Below are 18373 nucleotides of genomic sequence, written 5' to 3' on the forward strand. Positions count from 1 at the left end.
CCGTTCCCATGCCGAACACGGAAGTTAAGCGTCTCAGCGCCGAAAGTAGTTGGGGGATCTCCCCCTGTGAGGATAGGACGTTGCCAGGCAACAACGCAGAGGACGACCGAGCATAACGCTCGGTCGTCTTTTTTATGCCTATTTTGAAATCGAACTCCATTAAATAGAGCCTCTTCTCATGAAATTCCGAACAATTTTTATGATTCATATCGTAATGAACACAATTCTGAACTTTCTGAACATCGGGAATTGAATTGCACTTTCGCATTATACCTGTTACCATTACAGAAATATTTCGAAATGAAGATTTGGATAGGACGAGAAAGGGGCCATCAATTTTTATGTGGGAAAACAAGTTTGCAAAAGAAGGTTTAACGTTTGATGATGTATTACTCGTACCGAGGTTTTCAAGTGTTTTACCGCGTGACGTAGATTTAAGCACGAAGCTCTGTGAAGGACTGGAATTGAATATTCCGCTCATCAGTGCCGGCATGGATACAGTCACCGAAGCTCCGATGGCAATCGCTATGGCCCGTCAAGGCGGTTTAGGTGTCATTCACAAGAACATGTCGATGGAAATGCAAGCTGAGCACGTCGATCGTGTCAAACGTTCAGAAAATGGTGTCATCACGAACCCGTTCTATTTAACTCCAGACCATCAAGTATACGATGCGGAATACTTGATGAGTAAGTATCGTATCTCTGGTGTACCGATTGTGAACTCAGAAGAGGAGCGTAAACTGATTGGTATCTTGACGAATCGTGATCTTCGCTTTATTAAAGATTATTCGACAGTCATCAAAGATGTCATGACGACGGAAAATCTCATCACAGCAAAAGTTGGTACGTCACTTGAAGAGGCAGAACGCATTCTTCATCAACATCGCATCGAGAAGCTTCCACTCGTCGATGAGAACGGTGTATTGAAAGGTCTCATTACGACAAAAGACATCGAGAAAGTCGAACAGTTCCCGAACGCAGCAAAAGATAAGCAAGGTCGTCTTCTCGTCGCAGCAGCAATCGGCGTCACAAAAGATGCAGTGTCACGCGCTCAAGTATTGGTTGAAGCGGGTGTGGATGCATTGGTCATCGATACAGCACACGGACATTCCGCTGGTGTTCTTGAAAAAGTTCGAGAGATCCGCGACATGTTCCCATCACTTCCGATCATCGCAGGAAACGTGGCTACTGCTGAAGCAACGCGTGCATTGATTGAAGCAGGGGCATCCGTCATTAAAGTTGGGATTGGACCAGGTTCGATTTGTACGACACGTGTCGTCGCAGGTGTCGGCGTTCCACAAATCACAGCTGTATACGATTGTGTTATGGAAGCGAAAGAGCACGGTGTCTCAGTCATCGCTGATGGTGGAATCAAGTACTCAGGTGATATCGTCAAAGCGATCGCCGCAGGAGCGAACGCAGTCATGCTCGGAAGCTTGCTTGCGGGTGTGAAAGAGAGCCCAGGGGAGATGGAAATCTACCAAGGTCGTCAGTTCAAGACTTACCGTGGTATGGGATCGGAAGCATCGATGAAACGTGGAAGCCAAGATCGTTATTTCCAAGAAGCCGATAAAAAGTTCGTGCCAGAAGGAATCGAAGGTCGCGTGGCGTATCGCGGTGAACTTGCCGACACGGTCTATCAATTGATTGGTGGTCTTCGTTCAGGTATGGGGTATTGCGGCGCTGCCGACATTCGTGCCCTTCGTGAAGACACACAATTCATTCGTATGACAGGTGCTGGACTCCAGGAGAGCCATCCGCATGATGTCAACATCACAAAAGAAGCACCAAACTACTCACGCTAATATAAAATACCGCCATCCTGTTCACTCAGGATGGCGGTATTTTATTTATGTTTCGCCACTAAAATCACGGTACCTCCCTGATTTTGAGCAGGAAGAGAGATGGTCACCTTCCCATCCTTTTGAACGGTATATGATTTGCCGCTATAACGGTCAATCAATACAGTCTTCGCCTTATACGACGTCTTAAATGAAACGGTTTGCGCTTTCTCTTTCGTGTTCAATCCGACAAGAACGGATTGTTTACCATAGCTCCGTTCAAACACTGAATAACCAGAGGCAGCACTCACAGCGACAGATGAACGTGTTCCTTTACTGAATACGTGTGAATAGTCTGCACGGATATTCAATAGTTTTTGGTAATGCGTATGCATCGTTTTACCTTCACCTTTGACACGGGACCAATCGAAATCATAACGATTCTCGTTGAATTCACCTTTGTCCATATCGCCCGCATGTGTCCCGGATTGGCCAACCTCTTCTCCGTAATAGATGACAGGCTGACCTTTGGCCGTGATTTGAAGCGCTGCAGCGACCATTTGTTTTCCTATATCCCCACCTGCGCGTGAGACGAGGAATCCATCTTCATCATGGCTGCTTAAGAATTGTCCAAGAGTCGCTTCATTCGATAGTTGTTTATTTCGGTATTGAAGTGCACTTTCTACATCCTCAATGTTACCGTTCACGAATTGCTCGGCCTGATATTTAAAGTCAAAATCGAGCAAGGAGTCCATTTGACCACTTCTCAAATAACCACCCGTATTGTTGATACTTGCTCCATAATGCTCTCCGATGAGTTTGAAATCCGGTTTGATTGTCGTTAGTTCATTTTTGAATGACTTCCACGTCGTTGAATCCACATGTTTGACTGTATCGACACGGAAGTAATCGATCGTGTTTCCTCTTTTCGTTTTCGAACGTTTAATCCAATCGGTCTGCCATTTAACCAACTGCTCTCGGACGGCGGCTTCTTCTGTCTTGAAATCAGGAAGGCCGGACAAGGACATCTTGAGGTCATCCCCGTCGACGGGATTCTCACGGATCATGCCATCGAACACTTGACGTTCCGTATCCGTCGGGAAATTCGTGACGGATGAACTCGCACCGGGTTCCATACCGTAACCCGGATGGTTCAAGACGACATCAACCATGATTTTAATGCCGCGTTTATGTGCCTCGTCAATCAATTTGTGGAATGCGGCCATATCTCCGAGATGTTCATCGAGTTTTTCAAAGTTTTTCGCCCAGTACCCGTGATAGCCATATTGAGACCCGTCTTTTCCATAGCGTAAATCCCAATCGATGTTATCCACAATCGGTGTAATCCAGATTGTATTGATACCTAGGTCATCCAAATAATCGAGTTTTTTCGTGACACCTGCGAAATCACCTCCGTGATAAGACTCGAGGTGGTCCTGATCGTAGAATTCACGGTTCGGGTTGTCATTGGACAAATCGCCGTTGTGGAAACGGTCGGTCAGCATGAAGTAGATACGGGCCTCATCCCAATCAAATGCTTGCTTCTCTTTCATCGATTTCGGAACGACACGGATGGTGGTCTTCGAGCGATGGACGTTTCCGTATTGATCGATCGCTGTGACAGAAAGTGTTTTGTTGCCTGGTTTGACGGTATCCTTTACCGCAATTGTTTGGGCATTGAGCGCACGGTCAATGTGTAACTTTTCAGGACCTCCGAGTGGGCGTGCATCGATGTATAGCTCTCGAAGTGCTACACCTTTCGGCAAGGTTGGTTTTACCTGTAAGACGGCATTTTCACGGGAACTGATTGCTTTCGGGCTAACCGAAGAAGTGAGCTTAACGGTCGGTTGACGATATTCGATTTGAGACGCCTCGAAATACGGATCTTTCACTTCGGTCGTCACCCCATCTTTTGTGACGAGATACGTGTAGTCATGAACGCCTTCAGGCAAACGTACTGTGTGACGAAACCATTCGTTGTCAGACTCATACGTCATCGGATAGGTTTCACCATTGATTTTTAGTGCGACCTTCTCGATTTCACTCATTTTTCCGGATTCATAGAGTGCTACGTCACGATAGAAGAAACTGATTCCGTCTGTACCGTACATTGGACCGTTGATTGTCGGAACTTGATGGAAGACACCTTTGCCACTTTCGACATTCACTTTCGTGACACGGTCTTCTCCAAGCGTGACGTATCTATCCTCTCCGTAAGTGTCCTTCACAGCCCAATCCGTTCCTTTTCGGATCACAAACCCTACTTTAGTGGCGTCCTGACCGACCGGGATTCGGAAGATCGCTCCGTCCTCCGTGATGCGATACGGATCCACTTGTCCATCTTTCTTGCCAGTGCTCCACGTCCACAAGTTCCAATCTGTATAGTCTCCATCCGCACGGACATACTTCATCTCGATATAGCGAGTCGTTTCCCACGGGTCTGCGAGTTTTGATGCCGTCTTGAACGTAGTCGTCAATGCAGGGAGCGTTGTGTTCGAAATCGTACCGGTCAAAGCCCCCGCTGAAATGGTAGCCGTATATGAAGTGTTGAGAGCGAGTGACTCTTTCGGTTGAAGTGTCACAGTCGTACCGTTGATTGTCACGTCAACCGGGACATGCGTCTCACCTTGCCGTAGGGAAACTGCTTCAGCATCAAGACGGACCGGTTCATTGAAGGTCCATGTGATTGGAGTAGATACATCGATATCAGTTGCTGAAGAAGCAGGGGTCACGGAAGCGACTTCAAGCTGGTCGATTGTCTCCACCCCGCTTAACGTGAACGGAGCACTATAAACTGATTGTGTCGATGGGCTAGCGGCGACGTTCCAACTGTCGGATAGTTGATTGGCCGCGTTGCTTGGAATCGTATCAAACGCTCCATGTTCACCTGCGTTGTTCCCGCTCAATACAGTCAGGGCACGGATTCGGTCTCCATTGTTTAGCCCAAGTAGTGAGAGAGGGACCTTTCCTTCAAACCCTTTCGTCCGATCGACTGCGAAGGCGGCTCCGTTCAATTGATTCAATTGTAAGAGTGGCGTCTCCTGTCCGGCTTCATAGAGGGCGGCTTCTTTTACGTTCTCGTCCCCATCAATACGAACGAGAATATGATACTGAGGTGCCTTGTCGACTCCTTTAAAATCGAAAGGATATCCAAGTGGATTCGAAGAAACCCCAGAGTCTTCATCGTTCACTTGAAGGGCGATATTAATATATTGTCCGTTATCTCCCCAGTTTGGGACATTGTTCGCATCCACATAAAAATAAAGGTGTTGAGCGTCGTTTTGTATGTATAGGTCGCCGATATCAAAACCTTCCCAACCCGTGGCCGGGGAAGTTGCAAGGGGTGTAACGGAGGCCCAGTCTGCCTTCGTTCCATCGATTGTCATAGTCGTCGGTTCGGCCAAAGCGTTCATCGGAACGCCGGCTTGGACGAGCAATGCACCGGATAGTATGAGTGTTGAAGCCTGACGAGCAGTTTTTTTCTTCATGAGGCACCTCTTCCTGTCAAATAGAATTGCACTATTTTGTGCAAACGTTTTCAAAAATAGTTTAGCGGAATTTGAAAGCGCTAACAATATGTTTTTGGAAAAACAATAAACCGCTTCTCCTATTTATTGAGGAGAAACGGTCATGAGGAAGTGGTGACGAGCTCTCCCTTTACAATGAGGCGCTCTGTCGTATCAAACGTACACGTGATTAACGTGATGGTTGGGGTTGAGGTGTCATCTAATACATCGACTCGTTCAGGAGAGACGGTTTCAAGGGAAGTGACCACGTATTCGTACGTTCGCATATCATCTTGAAGATAAATCGTCGCCCCGATTTCGATTTCATGGAGGGGACCGAATAGAGCGGTCGCATGCTGTAAATAGTGACCGGCGAGCGCGTAGTTCCCTTTGCCCATCTGCTGGTCAGGATGCATCGTTCCGGCGCCTACAGCCAGACTCTCGTCATCCAATCCTTTAATGATTGGAAGTTTCAAAGAAACATCCGGAATTGAAATGACACCGATTGTTGGTAAATGATGAAATCGATTGCGCGCCTGTAAGACGTCTTTCAATGAAAGCGGCGTGACGGATTTGAAATCATAACTTGGGTTAAATTCATCCTCGTCTTGTAGTTCCATATGTTCCATCACATATTCACTCGTTGAATCGGCGATGACATCTTTCCAAACGGAACTTGTCAAAAAGAAAATTCCGCTACCGATCAAGCATATTCCGATGACCCATCGAAGCCAGCGCTTCATGACGTCCCTCCTTTCGAAACTTTCCATGCATACATTAATTGATCGATCACATCCGGTAAGCTTGATTCGGACAAATGCGCAAAGCCGAATAGAAGCTGTTTTTGTTCGTCCGGATGTATGATGCGGTAATCGCTCATCGATTTGATTGCGATTCCGGAAGATTCTGCAGACTGCTTCAGCTCTTGTTCTGTCCGGTCGGTAGCCACAGTCAGTACGACGTGCAATCCGGCACTCGCTCCGGTCACGGTGACAATCGGTTCGAATGGGCGGAAGGAGGCGAGGACAATCTCTAGTTTGCGGCGGTATATTTTTCGCATCCGATTCAAATGTTTCTCAAAATCACCGCTCGACATGAAGAGGGACAACGTATGTTGTTCGAACCTAGGGACGCTACAGGTGAAATAATGATGCCTCTCTCGGTAACGGTTCAAAAGGGTTGTTGGTAATACCATGTAGCCGATTCGAAGGGAGGGCATGAGCGATTTCGAAAACGTACTGATGTAAATAACCCGTTCGTTCGGGTCCATACTTTGAAGAGACGGTATAGGCTTACCACTGTAGCGGAATTCACTATCGTAATCGTCTTCAATGATATACGTTTGATGAACGAGCGCCCAGTTTAACAAGCGCTGCCTTCGACTGACAGACAGGACAGTCCCTGTCGGAAATTGATGGGCTGGGGTCACGTATAACGCATCGATTGCCTGACGCTCGAGCTCGTGCACGCAAACCCCGCTCTCATCTATCGGAATCGGGATTGAAGTACGTCCTTGTTGTTCGAATAAGAGACGAGTGAGCGGATAACCGGGATCTTCAATCCCGAAAATTGACGACTCAGGTAATAGATCCAACAGTTGTGGCAACAGTTGCTCCGTGCCGGAACCGACGATAATTTGTTCAGGTGAGCACTGGACCCCTCGTGAATGATAGAGATAGGTCGCAATCTCTTGTCTTAATTCGAGATCTCCTTGAACTGGTCCTAAGGCGAGTAACTCATGATGTATTTCATCGACGACGTGCTTGACATGTCGTTTCCAACGCTCGAATGGAAAGGCGGTCGTATCGATTTGACTTGGTGAGACATCGTACGTATACGTCTTCTGAGGTGGGATCGGGGTGATCGTGCTACTCGACCGCCGGACATACAGTTCCTCTTGCGGTAATACGTAAAATCCTTTTCGAGGAATGGATTCGATGTATCCTTCGGCGAGTAACTGGGCATATGCAAACTCAACCGTTGTCTGCGACACATCTAAAAATTGCGAGAGCTTACGCTTCGAAGGTAATTTGGTACCTGTCTTTAACGTATCGTCCACGATAGCGTCCCGAATGTGTTTATACAATTGTTCGTAAAGAGGGATGGACGATTCTTGATCAAGCGAAAAGGTGAGCATATCCATAGTGTGACGTTCCTTTCTTTATGAACCGAACAAGAAGTAAAGCATAAAGCCAAGGATGATTAAGAACGAGACGATCCCAGATGTACCAAATAATGCACGATGACCTCCATCGAACGGATCCCGGTTTGACATACATATCCCTCCTCCATACTTCAACAGGTTCGTGATAAATAAAATAGAGTCCTTTATTTGAACTGACCACTTTAAAAAATAAGAAACTGACACTTTCAATATAGTCAATTCAACTTATACTAGCAAGTAGAACACGAATCAATGGAGGGATTTCAATGGAAAAGAGACAAGTAGGGACAGATAAAGTAAAACGCGGGATGGCAGAAATGCAAAAAGGTGGCGTCATCATGGACGTCATCAACGCCGAACAGGCGAAGATCGCTGAAGCTGCAGGTGCTGTGGCTGTCATGGCACTAGAACGCGTACCATCGGACATCCGTAAAATGGGTGGCGTTGCCCGTATGGCCGATCCAACAATCATTGAAGACGTCATGGGCGCAGTGTCAGTTCCGGTTATGGCGAAATGCCGGATCGGGCACATCGCTGAAGCACGTGTCCTCGAATCGATGGGAGTCGACTTCATTGACGAGAGCGAAGTGTTGACACCAGCCGACGAAGAGTTCCACTTGTACAAGCGCGACTATACGGCACCGTTCGTATGTGGAGCACGCGACCTCGGTGAAGCAGCCCGTCGCATCGGCGAAGGTGCGGCGATGATTCGTACAAAAGGGGAGCCCGGAACAGGAAACATCGTCGAAGCGGTTCGTCACATGCGTACAGTACAAGCGCAAGTGAAGCGTCTCTTGTCGATGAGCGTGGATGAAGTCATGACAGAGGCACGCGACCTCGGTGCACCGTTTGAAGTATTGATGCAAATCCGTGAAGCGGGTCGTCTCCCAGTCGTTAACTTTGCGGCGGGTGGAATCGCGACACCAGCGGATGCGGCATTGATGATGCATCTCGGAGCAGACGGGGTCTTCGTCGGATCAGGTATCTTCAAAGCGGAGAACCCAGAAAAATTCGCACGTGCCATCGTAGAAGCGACGACATACCATGACGACTATGAGCGAATCGCACACTTGTCAAAAGGACTAGGTGAAGCGATGAAAGGACTCGACGTCCGCACGCTCAAAGAAGAAGAACTTATGGCACCAAGAGGCTGGTAAGATGGTGACGATTGGCGTATTAGGGATGCAAGGCGCGATTCGTGAGCATGTTCGCATGCTCGAAACGCTCGGCGCCCAAACCGTAGTAGTCCGCTCGGTAGAAGATTTGCAAGCGATTGATGGACTCGTATTACCAGGAGGAGAGAGTACGGCGATGCGACGATTGCTCGACCATTACGGGCTGCTCGAACCACTTCGAGAGATGGAGACGTTACCGATGTTCGGCACGTGTGCCGGCATGATTCTTCTCGCAAACGAAGTCGAAGGATACGATGCGCACTTAAAGAAAATTCCGATGACGGTGAAACGCAATGCGTTTGGACGTCAGGTCGACAGTTTCGAAGTCGATCTTCCTGTGAAAGGAATCGAAGATCCGGTTGAAGCGGTCTTTATCCGTGCCCCTCAAGTGGAACGGGTCGAACCGGAAGTGGATGTGCTCGCTGAAGTCGAGGAAGCGATTGTAGCGGTTCGTTACAAACAGTATCTTGCCTGTTCTTTTCATCCAGAATTAACGGATGACTTATCGTTACATCGCTATTTTATCGAGATGGTCAAAGCGAATCAGACCCAACACGTATAAGTTTGAGAGACCTCACAAAAAAGAGGTCCTTCAAACTTATTTTTTGTTACACTGAAAAAAGAAGCGTACAGAAAGGGGAAACGATGTGAAGGCCCGTTATTTCATGATATTGCTCACGGTCATATTCGTCGTGCAGACCATCTTGCCCTCGGCTGCCTCTGCGGCCGCACCGAAAGTGGATGCGGCAAGCGCGATGCTTGTTGACGTGACAACAGGACAAGTTCTATTTGCTAAACAAGAAGATTCGATGCTTCAGCCGGCCTCAATCACGAAGCTGATGACAGCATTTTTGACGCGTGAGGCGATTGAAACAGGGGAGCTCAGTTGGAAACAAGAAATCATACCGAGCGATGCTGCTTTGGCTTTGACGAGAAAGCCGGGGTTGGCACGAATCCCACTATTAAATAAACCATATACCGTCAAAGAGTTATACGATGCCGCGTTGATTCGTTCAGCGAACGAAGCAGCGGTAACGCTCGGGGAAGCCGTATCTGGTTCTGAGGAGGCGTTCGTCAAAGAGATGAATCGCCGGGCTGATGAATTGGGTATGACTCAAACGACGTTCGCGAATGCCTCAGGACTTGATTCAGAATCCGCAGGTCTACCAGGAGACAATTTGACGTCCGCCAAGGATTTGATGAAGCTCGCGATTGCGTATTTGACGACGTATCCGGAAGTACTCGACGTGACGAAGCGGGCATACGTGGATGTCGACGGCATTCGGTTTGACGCGACAAACCGAATGCTCGCTGACCGTGACCTGGCTTATCCGGGGATGCTCGGCTTTAAGACGGGGACGACGAACGAGGCAGGGTACTGTTTTGTTGGCGTCTCCACACGTGATGGGCGTACCATTCTTTCGATTGTTCTTGGTGCGACATCTGATGATGGACGGTACGCCGCGACGAAAGCGTTACATGACTATGCGTATACGGATTTTGTCATGACCCCGATTTTAAGGACGGGTGAAGTCATCCCCAAAACAGCAACGGTCTCTCAAGGCGAGACGGAACAAGTAGCAATCCGGACGACGAATGACTTTGAAGTGCTGGTCGAAAAAGGCAAGCCAGTTCCGGAGCCGAAATACGATCTGTTGGATTTAAAGGCTCCGATCAAGCCCGATACACAAGCAGGAATGGTCACCATTGATTCTTCGGAGCATGTACGTTATTTGGAAGGGGAGACCCCTCCAAAGATGACGCTTGTTACGGCAGAGTCGATCGATACCGCTTCGTTCTTGACGCGAATGACGCGAGCCTTTTTAGATTTCCTCGACCAAATCCGGCTCGCACTTGGAAAAATCAGTCTTGTCGAACAAGTGGAGATGTTGTAAAGTAAGATTAATTCAATGACAGATGCGATGATGAGAATAAGTACGTTACGTACGTCTACTGACAGAGAGCTAGTGGTTGGTGCAAACTAGTGGGATGGCGTAACCGAATCGACCTCGGAGCATTGACTTGGAAACAAGTCACGTTTGCACACGTTACGTGCATCGAGTGGCTCAGGTACTTGGGCAACGAGGGTGGCAACGCGGATCCAAGGTGGTTCGTCCCTTTCCTACGGGAAAGGGGCGTGCCACCTTTTTTATATGAAAAAGGAGGAACAATAATGTTAGACATTAAACGTTTGCGACAGGATTTTGAAGGAATTAAAGAAAAATTAGCTCATCGGGGCGAAGACTTGAGTGCCCTTGACCGCTTCCCACAGTTAGAGGAGAAGCGCCGTGATTTGATCAACGAAGTCGAAGTGAAGAAAGCGAAGCGCAATGAAGCGACAAAACAAATCGCTGAATTGAAGCGAAACAAACAAGATGCTGAAGGTCCAATCTTAGAGACACGTCGCCTTGGGGATGAAATCAAACTGTTAGACGAAGAGTTACGAGAAGTTGAGGCAGATCTTAACTTGATTTTACTCAGCATTCCGAACATCCCGCACGAATCAACCCCAATCGGCGAGACCGAGGACGATAACGTGACGATTCGTGAAATCGGAACGAAGCCTGATTTTGATTTCGAGCCAAAGCAACATTGGGATGTGATGGAAGACCTTCAAATCGTCGATGTCGAACGGGCCGGAAAAGTAACGGGAAGCCGTTTCGTTTTCTATAAAGGATTAGGCGCTCGTTTAGAACGTGCTCTCATCAACTTTATGATGGATCTTCATTCAGACGAGCACGGATACTCTGAAATATTGCCACCATACATGGTCAATCGGGATGCGATGACGGGGACCGGTCAACTTCCTAAATTTGAAGAAGATGCGTTCAAAGTAGCGGATACGAACTACTTCCTCGTTCCAACAGCTGAAGTACCGGTCACGAACATGCACCGTGAAGAAATTCTCCCGGAAACGCAACTTCCAATCGCGTATACAGCATATAGCGCTAACTTTCGTTCTGAAGCCGGTTCAGCGGGACGTGACACACGCGGGTTGATTCGTCAGCATCAATTCAACAAAGTCGAGCTCGTCCGTTTCGTAAAACCGGAAGAATCTTATGAGCAATTGGAGTTGTTGACAGGGCATGCCGAAGAAGTATTGAAGCGTCTCGAACTTCCGTATCAAGTGCTCAGCATGTGTACAGCGGACCTCGGATTTACTGCCGCGAAGAAATACGATATTGAAGTATGGATGCCGGCGCAAGGAGTCTATCGTGAAATCTCTTCTTGTTCAAACTTTGAAGATTTCCAAGCACGTCGTGCAGGCATTCGTTTCCGTCGTGATATCAACGCGAAACCTGAGTTCGTGCATACATTGAACGGTTCAGGATTGGCGGTCGGTCGGACGGTCGCAGCGATTCTAGAAAACTATCAACAAGCGGATGGTTCGGTCGTGATTCCGAAAGTCCTTCGTCCTTACATGGGTGGGAAAGAAAAGATCGAAATGCCGAACTAAATAGCAGAGCAGCCTCGATTTTGAGGCTGCTTATTTTTTTTAATGTTTTTTCACAAAAGGGTTTGACATCTGTCTCTTCAGTTGGTACTATAAATCATGTCGAGCGACACTGTTGCTTGCGAATTGTATATGAGCTTTGGAGGTGTACCCAAGTGGTTTAAGGGAACGGTCTTGAAAACCGTCAGGGGTGTAATAGCCTGCGTGGGTTCGAATCCCACCACCTCCTCCATTTTCTTTTTGGAGGCTCAGACAATTTCATATCTTTTGGAGGTGTACCCAAGTGGTTTAAGGGAACGGTCTTGAAAACCGTCAGGGGTGTAATAGCCTGCGTGGGTTCGAATCCCACCACCTCCTCCACTTTCTTTTTTTTACACTTTTTTAAGCCTGGAGTTGTACCCAAGTCCGGCTGAAGGGGACGGACTCGAAATCCGTTAGGAGTCGCAAGGCTCGCGTGGGTTCGAATCCCACCAACTCCGCTTTCAATCGGGCATCTGCAGAGGCAGATGCATTTTTTGTATCCACAGACATAGGAGCTGTGGATTTTTTTATGCACAAAAAAAGAAGGATTACGCTTTGGCTAGCGCAATCCTTCGATCGATTATCTAACTTTTGCTTCGCGAGCAACCGTTAATTGCTTTTCAATTTTTTCAAGGATGAGTTCAACTGAGTCTGGGTCGTTGATGAGGTCATACTCTTCGATTGAGAGGCGTAATACCGGACACAGGTTGAAGTTATTGATCCATTCTGTGTAGCGTGCGTACATTTCTTCCCAATAAGCGATTGGTGTTTGTTGCTCCATCTCGCGACCGCGCATTTGGATGCGTTCGAGTACTTGTTCGAACGAACCTTCAAGGTAGATCAATAGGTCCGGGTGTGGGAAGAAGGGTGTTAATACCATAGCCTCGAACAAACTTGAATACGTTTCATAGTCTGTTGGCGACATCGTTCCTTTTTCATAATGCATTTTTGCGAAGATGCCTGTGTCTTCATAGATTGAACGGTCTTGAATGAAGCCCCCGCCGTATTGGAAGATTTTCTTCTGTTCTTTGAAGCGTTCAGCTAGGAAGTAAATTTGAAGATGGAAGCTCCACCGCTCGAAATCATGATAGAATTTATCGAGGTAAGGGTTTGTATCTACTTTTTCGAGGGACGTTCGGAAGTTTAATGCATCGGCTAACGAATTGGTGATCGTTGATTTCCCGATCCCAACCATTCCACCGATTGTAATGATTGTATCGTTCGGGATGTTGTATTTATCAATCAGCTTCATTTTGTATGGGCTCCTTTAGTTAATTCTAGTTCACGCTCAATCGTTTTCAGGACATGAGTCAAATCGTCCGGATTGTGTACAAAGTCGAGTTCATCCCCACTGAACGAGAGGATTTTCACTTCTGGATGGGCCGCGCGATACGATTCAACGAACGTCTCATAGTCGTGAGCAAGTTGTTCAAGATAGTCGCGAGACATATTTTCTTCTACTTCACGTCCACGCAAAGCGACGCGTTTCATGAGTGTCTCAATGCTGGCGTGTAGGTAAATGACGACATCAGGTTTCGGCATATCATGTGTCAAAATCTTATAAATCTGCTCGTACTTATTCAAATGCGCTGGTTTCAGCGAACGATGAGCAAAAATCAAGTTTTTGAAAATATGATAGTCCGAAACGACGGATTGCTGCTGACTCAAGTGGTGTTTGTGAATATCATCCAACTGCTTGAATCGATTGCATAAGAAGAACATTTCCGTTTGGAAACTCCATTCTTCGATATCTTCATAAAACTTGCCGAGAAATGGGTTTTCTTCTACAATTTCATTCAGCATCTGCATCGAGAAATGCTGACTGATGATATGGGCCAGTGATGTTTTCCCGACACCAATCGGTCCTTCTACCGTTATAAACATATGATGTCATCCTCCATTATCCAAAGTGCAAGTTCCATTCTAGCATACAATGCGATTGATATGGCGAGGGATTTGATTTTCATTTTTTTTCATAGTTTTAAATAAGAAATGAGGTGAATCGATGGAACGTGATGAGCGATTTATGCAGTTGGCCATCGAAGAAGCAAAGAAAGCAGAAGCCATTGGCGAGGTGCCGATTGGTTGTGTGATCGTGAAGGGAGACCAGGTGATTGCGGCCGGGCACAACCGTCGTGAGACAGATCGATTGGCTTCGGCACACGCCGAGATGATTGCAATCGAAACGGCAAACGAAACGTTAAGGAATTGGCGATTAGAAGATTGCGAGTTATATGTTACCCTTGAGCCATGTCCGATGTGTTCGGGAGCCATCGTATTATCCCGAATCAAGCGTGTCATCTTCGGGGCCTATGACCCAAAAGGCGGATGCTGTGGAACGTTAATGAATTTAGTACAGGATGACCGATTTAATCATCAAGCTGAAGTAACGGGAAATGTTTTAGCAGAAGAATGTGGCCAACTCCTCACAGATTTCTTCCGAGCGCTTCGAGAGAGGAAGAAACAAGAACGACTCGATCAGAGAGGTTGCAAACCAATCGATTAAACAGTATAATGTAATAGCACTCGAGATAGTGCATAACTTCATTTACCCATTTGCCGTGCTAGGTGGGGAGGTAGCGGTGCCCTGTCACTCGCAATCCGCTATAGCGAGACTGAATCCCGATTCGAGGGAGCGCGTTGGTGTGGTCTGCCTTATGTAAGTGGCGTTGACGTCTGAGTCCTGCGCAACGGTCACCCATGAACCAGGTCAGGTCCGGAAGGAAGCAGCCTTAAGTGGTGACGTACCGTGTGCCGCAGGGGTGCTTGGGCTGAGCAAACTGCATGAGTAACGCATGTTGATGCGCTTTCAGAAATCGGTGCGCGGCAGATTTATTTTATAACTTCAATCTATGGCCCCAGGGCTGTAGATTTTTTTGTATGATGAGATAGAGAAGAACAGTTAGGGAAGGAGGCGAACTCATGGCGTATCAAGCGTTATATCGGGTATACAGACCTCAGTCGTTTCAGGAGGTCGTCGGTCAAGTCCATATCACACGCACGATTCAAAATGCTTTATTAGAGGAACGCATGTCACATGCATATCTGTTTTCCGGTCCGCGTGGAACGGGGAAGACGAGTTTGGCGAAAATCATTGCTAAGGCCATCAACTGTGAAAGTGCGCCGACACGTGAACCATGTAATACCTGTCCGACGTGTATCGCCATCACGGAAGGTACGAGTCCGGACGTATTCGAAATCGATGCCGCATCGAATAACGGGGTTGATGAGATTCGGGAGATTCGAGATAAAGTCAAATACCCGCCGTCGCAAGGTCGTTATAAAGTATATATCATTGATGAAGTGCATATGCTATCGACCGGTGCGTTCAATGCGCTGTTAAAAACTCTCGAAGAACCGCCGGCACATGCGATTTTCATTTTGGCAACGACAGAACCTCATAAAATTCCGGCGACGATTATTTCTCGCTGTCAGCGATTTGATGTCAAACGACATGAAGTGAGTCAACTTCAAACACGAATGGCATATATCTTGAATGATCAGAATCATGACTATGATCCGGAAGCATTGAAGTTGATTGCACGTGCTGCCGACGGAGGCATGCGAGATGCTCTTAGCTTGCTCGATCAAGCGCTCGCATTTAGTGATGGTCGGTTGACGGAAGAAGCGGTGTTGGAAGTGACGGGTGCTGTGACGGACGAAATGCTACTTGAAATGGCATATGGTCTACAGCGGAAAGAATTGAATTCGATTTTGAGTACCCTTGAAATGATGTTGCGTGAAGGGAAAGACTTAAAACGCTTTATCGAAGACTTGGTGTTCGTTCATCGGGATGCATTACTTTTGAAAGCATCTCCGCAAGCTTCTGATTTATTAGAACGGGCGCGTCCGACGGATGAGTTTCGTCAATTTGTCGAAGCGACGTCAACTGACGAATTGTTCCAAGTGATTGAAGAGCTCAATGATTGCCAACAACAGATGAGGTTATCGAACCATCCAAAAGTATTGGTGGAATTAACGTTCATTCGTATCGCGGAACAAGGTCGGACAATCAGTGAACAAATGACACAATTACAAGATCAAGTGCGTGAGTTAAGTCGCGAGTTGAATGAAGTGAAGAAAAATGGTGTAACTACCGTAGCAAGCGAAGAAGTGAAGAAACCGACCCCGAAACGAACTCAAATCCGAGTGCCGAAAGAACGGATTCGCCAACTCTTGCAACGGGCCGAACGTCAACACTTGAATGCGATTCGCGACAGCTGGGGAGACATCATGACGAATATTCGGATACAGGATGGTCCGATTTTCGCACTCTTCTATGAAAGTGAGGCTGTCCTTTGTGCAAGTGACACCTTACTGGTACAATTTAAAGATGGAATGACATGGCATTATGAACAAGTGAGTTCAAATGGTCGTACACGTGATGTGATTGAACAGGCACTATTCGAAGTCACGGGGATTCGTCGTGAAATCATGGCGGTGCTTGAAACGGATTGGAATGAATTGAAGAATGAGTTCATCCTTCAAAAACAAGCAGAACGAACAGAACAAATCGAAGAACCGGAAACTGAGGATCCGTTAGTTGCACAAGCGATGGAACGATTTGGCGATGTCGTTGAAATTGAAGAGACATAAGGGAGGCGCTCTGAATGCGTGGAATGGGAAATATGAATAACATGATGAAACAAATGCAAAAAATGCAAAAAGATATGGCGAAAGCTCAAGAAGAATTGAAAGATATGTCCGTTGAGGGAACTGCAGGAGGCGGCATGGTGAAAGTTGTCGTAAGCGGTCATAAAGAAGTCTTAGATGTCATCATTGCAGAAGACGTCGTCGATCCGGACGACGTTGATATGCTACAAGACCTTGTCTTAGCAGCGATTAATGATGCGATGAAGCAAGCGGATCAACTTGTGAATGACAAGATGGGACGTTTCACACAAGGGATGAATCTCCCAGGCTTTTAAGTGAAGAAAGGATCGATGCGAGTTGCAATACCCTGAAGCCATTGGGCGATTGATTGAGAGTTTTACGAAGTTACCTGGGATTGGTCCGAAAACCGCGGTGCGTTTAGCGTTTCATATTTTAGATATGGAAGAAGACGATGTGTTAACATTTGCAAAGGCTCTCGTCAGTGCGAAACGGGATATTAAATATTGCACCGTATGTGGTCATATTACAGATGTGGATCCATGCGCAATTTGTAAAGACTCACATCGGGATGAGACAGTAGTTTGTGTGGTCCAAGACTCAAGAGACGTAATTGCGATGGAGAAGATGAGAGAGTACAGAGGGAAGTATCATGTTCTCCATGGAGCTATTAGTCCAATGGAAGGAATTGGTCCAGAGGATATTAACGTTTCAAGCTTGCTGACACGCTTGCAAGAGAATGAAGCGATTCAAGAAGTGATTTTAGCAACCAATCCAAACATTGAAGGAGAAGCGACTTCGATGTATTTATCGCGACTACTTAAACCGACGGGAATTCGCGTGACGCGTCTTGCACATGGTTTGCCGGTTGGTGGAGATTTAGAGTATGCGGATGAAGTAACGTTGTCTCGGGCGATGGAAGGTAGAAGAGAACTATGAATTGGTTTCGTAAGTCGTTAAGAGATGACTACGATCAGCGACTACTGACTGAGTTACTAGAAGCAAAGGCTAAGTTTGAATCGAAACGTCGAATGCTTGAAGTCAGCATTGAAGACACGGGAGAGTTAGCTGCCCAGGTAAAACAAGCTGAAACTCTTTACTTCTTTTATTTGAAAGAAGCGAAAAAGCGAAACGTGTCTTTATCATCCCTCCGTTCATAAGGCGAAGCCAGTGGCTCGCCTTTTTGTATCTTTACAGTGAGAGAATGCTCACACTTCCAAGCGGAGAGCAAACGGGAAGTGGCTCGCGCTTCGGACGAAAGAGGATGAATTCGGAATTTTGAACTTCAAAGTAAAACGTAGATAGGCATAGTTTAATTTTAGCCTTATATAATGAAGAAAAAAATAAGCGCAAAATAACTTAAATGCATGTTTATAAAAAAATAATCTTTTTTATAAAAAAGGTTGCACACTTAATATTTTATTGATATATTAATAGACGTCGCCGAGATAAGCGACAAGAAATAAAAAATATTTTTAAAAGTGGTTGACGTTTTGTCCCTCGCTTGATAAGATATTTAAGTCGCCAAGAGCGACAGACGAACTTTGAAAACTGAACGATGAGGCAAAAATAAGTTTTACAATTTTTGAATGAAGCGCAAGCTTCGTCAATTTAAGAGCTATATCAAATTCTTTGGAGAGTTTGATCCTGGCTCAGGACGA

15 protein-coding genes, 3 tRNA genes, 1 rRNA gene, 1 other RNA gene and 1 other annotated feature are annotated in these 18373 nt (G+C 46.6%); of the genes, 15 read left to right on the forward strand and 5 right to left on the reverse strand.

Features of this window, described 5'->3' with window-relative positions:
• Together rrf and guaB are read left to right on the forward strand one after the other, a co-directional pair.
• A 5S ribosomal RNA gene (rrf, locus tag KNO95_RS14170) occupies positions 1-89 on the forward strand; the annotation flags it as partial.
• A gap of 252 nt (positions 90-341) precedes the next feature.
• Entirely contained in the window at positions 342-1805 is a 1464-nt protein-coding gene (gene guaB, locus KNO95_RS14175; protein ID WP_026824748.1) for an IMP dehydrogenase, read from the forward strand.
• A gap of 41 nt (positions 1806-1846) precedes the next feature.
• On the opposite strand, the gene KNO95_RS14180 is transcribed toward guaB, so the two are convergent.
• The 3 genes from KNO95_RS14180 to pdxR all read right to left on the reverse strand — a co-directional run bounded on the left by KNO95_RS14180 (position 1847) and on the right by pdxR (position 7430).
• A complete protein-coding gene (locus KNO95_RS14180) occupies positions 1847-5269 on the reverse strand; it encodes an alpha-amylase family glycosyl hydrolase (protein WP_214704562.1) in 3423 nt (1140 codons plus the stop codon).
• Between the two features lie 140 nt (positions 5270-5409).
• On the reverse strand, positions 5410-6030 hold the full coding sequence (locus KNO95_RS14185; RefSeq protein WP_214704554.1) for a class A sortase: 621 nt from the start codon (positions 6028-6030) through the stop codon (positions 5410-5412).
• On the reverse strand, positions 6027-7430 hold the full coding sequence (gene pdxR, locus KNO95_RS14190) for a MocR-like pyridoxine biosynthesis transcription factor PdxR (protein ID WP_214704552.1): 1404 nt from the start codon (positions 7428-7430) through the stop codon (positions 6027-6029). Before pdxR ends, KNO95_RS14185 begins: the two co-directional genes overlap by 4 nt.
• A gap of 287 nt (positions 7431-7717) precedes the next feature.
• Between pdxR and pdxS the strand changes: the two genes are divergently transcribed.
• The 7 genes from pdxS (at position 7718) to KNO95_RS14225 (ending at position 12559) form a co-directional block, all read left to right on the forward strand.
• Entirely contained in the window at positions 7718-8608 is an 891-nt protein-coding gene (gene pdxS, locus KNO95_RS14195) for a pyridoxal 5'-phosphate synthase lyase subunit PdxS (protein WP_012727762.1), read from the forward strand.
• A gap of 1 nt (position 8609) precedes the next feature.
• Positions 8610-9188: a pyridoxal 5'-phosphate synthase glutaminase subunit PdxT gene (gene pdxT / locus KNO95_RS14200; protein WP_214704550.1), complete on the forward strand. Its 579-nt coding sequence runs from the start codon at positions 8610-8612 to the stop codon at positions 9186-9188.
• A gap of 85 nt (positions 9189-9273) precedes the next feature.
• On the forward strand, positions 9274-10521 hold the full coding sequence (locus tag KNO95_RS14205) for a D-alanyl-D-alanine carboxypeptidase family protein (RefSeq protein ID WP_214704548.1): 1248 nt from the start codon (positions 9274-9276) through the stop codon (positions 10519-10521).
• Positions 10522-10539: 18 nt separating this feature from the next.
• Positions 10540-10748, forward strand: a binding site (T-box leader).
• Positions 10749-10799: 51 nt separating this feature from the next.
• A complete protein-coding gene (gene serS, locus KNO95_RS14210; RefSeq protein WP_214704546.1) occupies positions 10800-12083 on the forward strand; it encodes a serine--tRNA ligase in 1284 nt (427 codons plus the stop codon).
• Between the two features lie 138 nt (positions 12084-12221).
• A tRNA-Ser gene (locus KNO95_RS14215) sits at positions 12222-12312 on the forward strand.
• A 37-nt stretch (positions 12313-12349) separates the two neighbouring features.
• A tRNA-Ser gene (locus KNO95_RS14220) sits at positions 12350-12440 on the forward strand.
• Positions 12441-12469: 29 nt separating this feature from the next.
• Positions 12470-12559, forward strand: a tRNA-Ser gene (locus KNO95_RS14225).
• Between the two features lie 122 nt (positions 12560-12681).
• Here the strand turns inward: KNO95_RS14225 and KNO95_RS14230 are convergent.
• Both KNO95_RS14230 and KNO95_RS14235 read right to left on the reverse strand, forming a co-directional pair.
• Positions 12682-13353 carry a deoxynucleoside kinase gene (locus KNO95_RS14230; protein WP_026824756.1) on the reverse strand — a complete coding sequence of 224 codons (672 nt, stop codon included), beginning with the start codon at positions 13351-13353 and terminating at the stop codon, positions 12682-12684.
• On the reverse strand, positions 13350-13985 hold the full coding sequence (locus KNO95_RS14235; protein ID WP_026824757.1) for a deoxynucleoside kinase: 636 nt from the start codon (positions 13983-13985) through the stop codon (positions 13350-13352). The genes KNO95_RS14230 and KNO95_RS14235 overlap by 4 nt, the downstream gene beginning before the upstream one ends.
• A 121-nt stretch (positions 13986-14106) precedes the next feature.
• On the opposite strand from KNO95_RS14235, the gene tadA reads away from it, so the two are divergent.
• From tadA to KNO95_RS14265, 6 genes are all read left to right on the forward strand, one after another.
• Positions 14107-14607 carry a tRNA adenosine(34) deaminase TadA gene (tadA, locus tag KNO95_RS14240; protein ID WP_214879440.1) on the forward strand — a complete coding sequence of 167 codons (501 nt, stop codon included), beginning with the start codon at positions 14107-14109 and terminating at the stop codon, positions 14605-14607.
• 53 nt (positions 14608-14660) lie between these two features.
• An RNA gene (ffs, locus tag KNO95_RS14245) (signal recognition particle sRNA large type) lies at positions 14661-14928 on the forward strand.
• Between the two features lie 95 nt (positions 14929-15023).
• The gene (gene dnaX / locus KNO95_RS14250; protein ID WP_214704544.1) at positions 15024-16697 is read left to right on the forward strand and encodes a DNA polymerase III subunit gamma/tau; all 1674 of its coding nucleotides are present in this window, start codon (positions 15024-15026) and stop codon (positions 16695-16697) included.
• Between the two features lie 14 nt (positions 16698-16711).
• Complete coding sequence (locus tag KNO95_RS14255; RefSeq protein ID WP_026824760.1) at positions 16712-17029, forward strand: YbaB/EbfC family nucleoid-associated protein; 318 nt, start codon at positions 16712-16714, stop codon at positions 17027-17029.
• A gap of 22 nt (positions 17030-17051) precedes the next feature.
• A complete protein-coding gene (recR, locus tag KNO95_RS14260; protein WP_026824761.1) occupies positions 17052-17651 on the forward strand; it encodes a recombination mediator RecR in 600 nt (199 codons plus the stop codon).
• Positions 17648-17872 carry a YaaL family protein gene (locus tag KNO95_RS14265; protein ID WP_026824762.1) on the forward strand — a complete coding sequence of 75 codons (225 nt, stop codon included), beginning with the start codon at positions 17648-17650 and terminating at the stop codon, positions 17870-17872. The genes recR and KNO95_RS14265 overlap by 4 nt, the downstream gene beginning before the upstream one ends.
• Positions 17873-18373: the final 501 nt, after the last annotated feature.

It is taken from the genome of Exiguobacterium sp. ERU653 (assembly GCF_018617775.1).
Lineage (GTDB): Bacteria > Bacillota > Bacilli > Exiguobacteriales > Exiguobacteriaceae > Exiguobacterium > Exiguobacterium marinum.

Excerpts from the sequence above, each read along its gene's own strand:
- KNO95_RS14230 (WP_026824756.1), bottom strand. The coding sequence starts at position 13,353 with ATGAAGCTGATTGATAAATACAACATCCCGAACGATACAATCATTACA.
- KNO95_RS14185 (WP_214704554.1), bottom strand. The coding sequence starts at position 6,030 with ATGAAGCGCTGGCTTCGATGGGTCATCGGAATATGCTTGATCGGTAGC.
- serS (WP_214704546.1), top strand. The coding sequence starts at position 10,800 with ATGTTAGACATTAAACGTTTGCGACAGGATTTTGAAGGAATTAAAGAA.
- tadA (WP_214879440.1), top strand. The coding sequence starts at position 14,107 with ATGGAACGTGATGAGCGATTTATGCAGTTGGCCATCGAAGAAGCAAAG.
- pdxS (WP_012727762.1), top strand. The coding sequence starts at position 7,718 with ATGGAAAAGAGACAAGTAGGGACAGATAAAGTAAAACGCGGGATGGCA.
- KNO95_RS14180 (WP_214704562.1), bottom strand. The coding sequence starts at position 5,269 with ATGAAGAAAAAAACTGCTCGTCAGGCTTCAACACTCATACTATCCGGT.
- KNO95_RS14255 (WP_026824760.1), top strand. The coding sequence starts at position 16,712 with ATGCGTGGAATGGGAAATATGAATAACATGATGAAACAAATGCAAAAA.
- dnaX (WP_214704544.1), top strand. The coding sequence starts at position 15,024 with ATGGCGTATCAAGCGTTATATCGGGTATACAGACCTCAGTCGTTTCAG.
- KNO95_RS14235 (WP_026824757.1), bottom strand. The coding sequence starts at position 13,985 with ATGTTTATAACGGTAGAAGGACCGATTGGTGTCGGGAAAACATCACTG.
- pdxR (WP_214704552.1), bottom strand. The coding sequence starts at position 7,430 with ATGGATATGCTCACCTTTTCGCTTGATCAAGAATCGTCCATCCCTCTT.
- pdxT (WP_214704550.1), top strand. The coding sequence starts at position 8,610 with ATGGTGACGATTGGCGTATTAGGGATGCAAGGCGCGATTCGTGAGCAT.
- guaB (WP_026824748.1), top strand. The coding sequence starts at position 342 with ATGTGGGAAAACAAGTTTGCAAAAGAAGGTTTAACGTTTGATGATGTA.
- KNO95_RS14265 (WP_026824762.1), top strand. The coding sequence starts at position 17,648 with ATGAATTGGTTTCGTAAGTCGTTAAGAGATGACTACGATCAGCGACTA.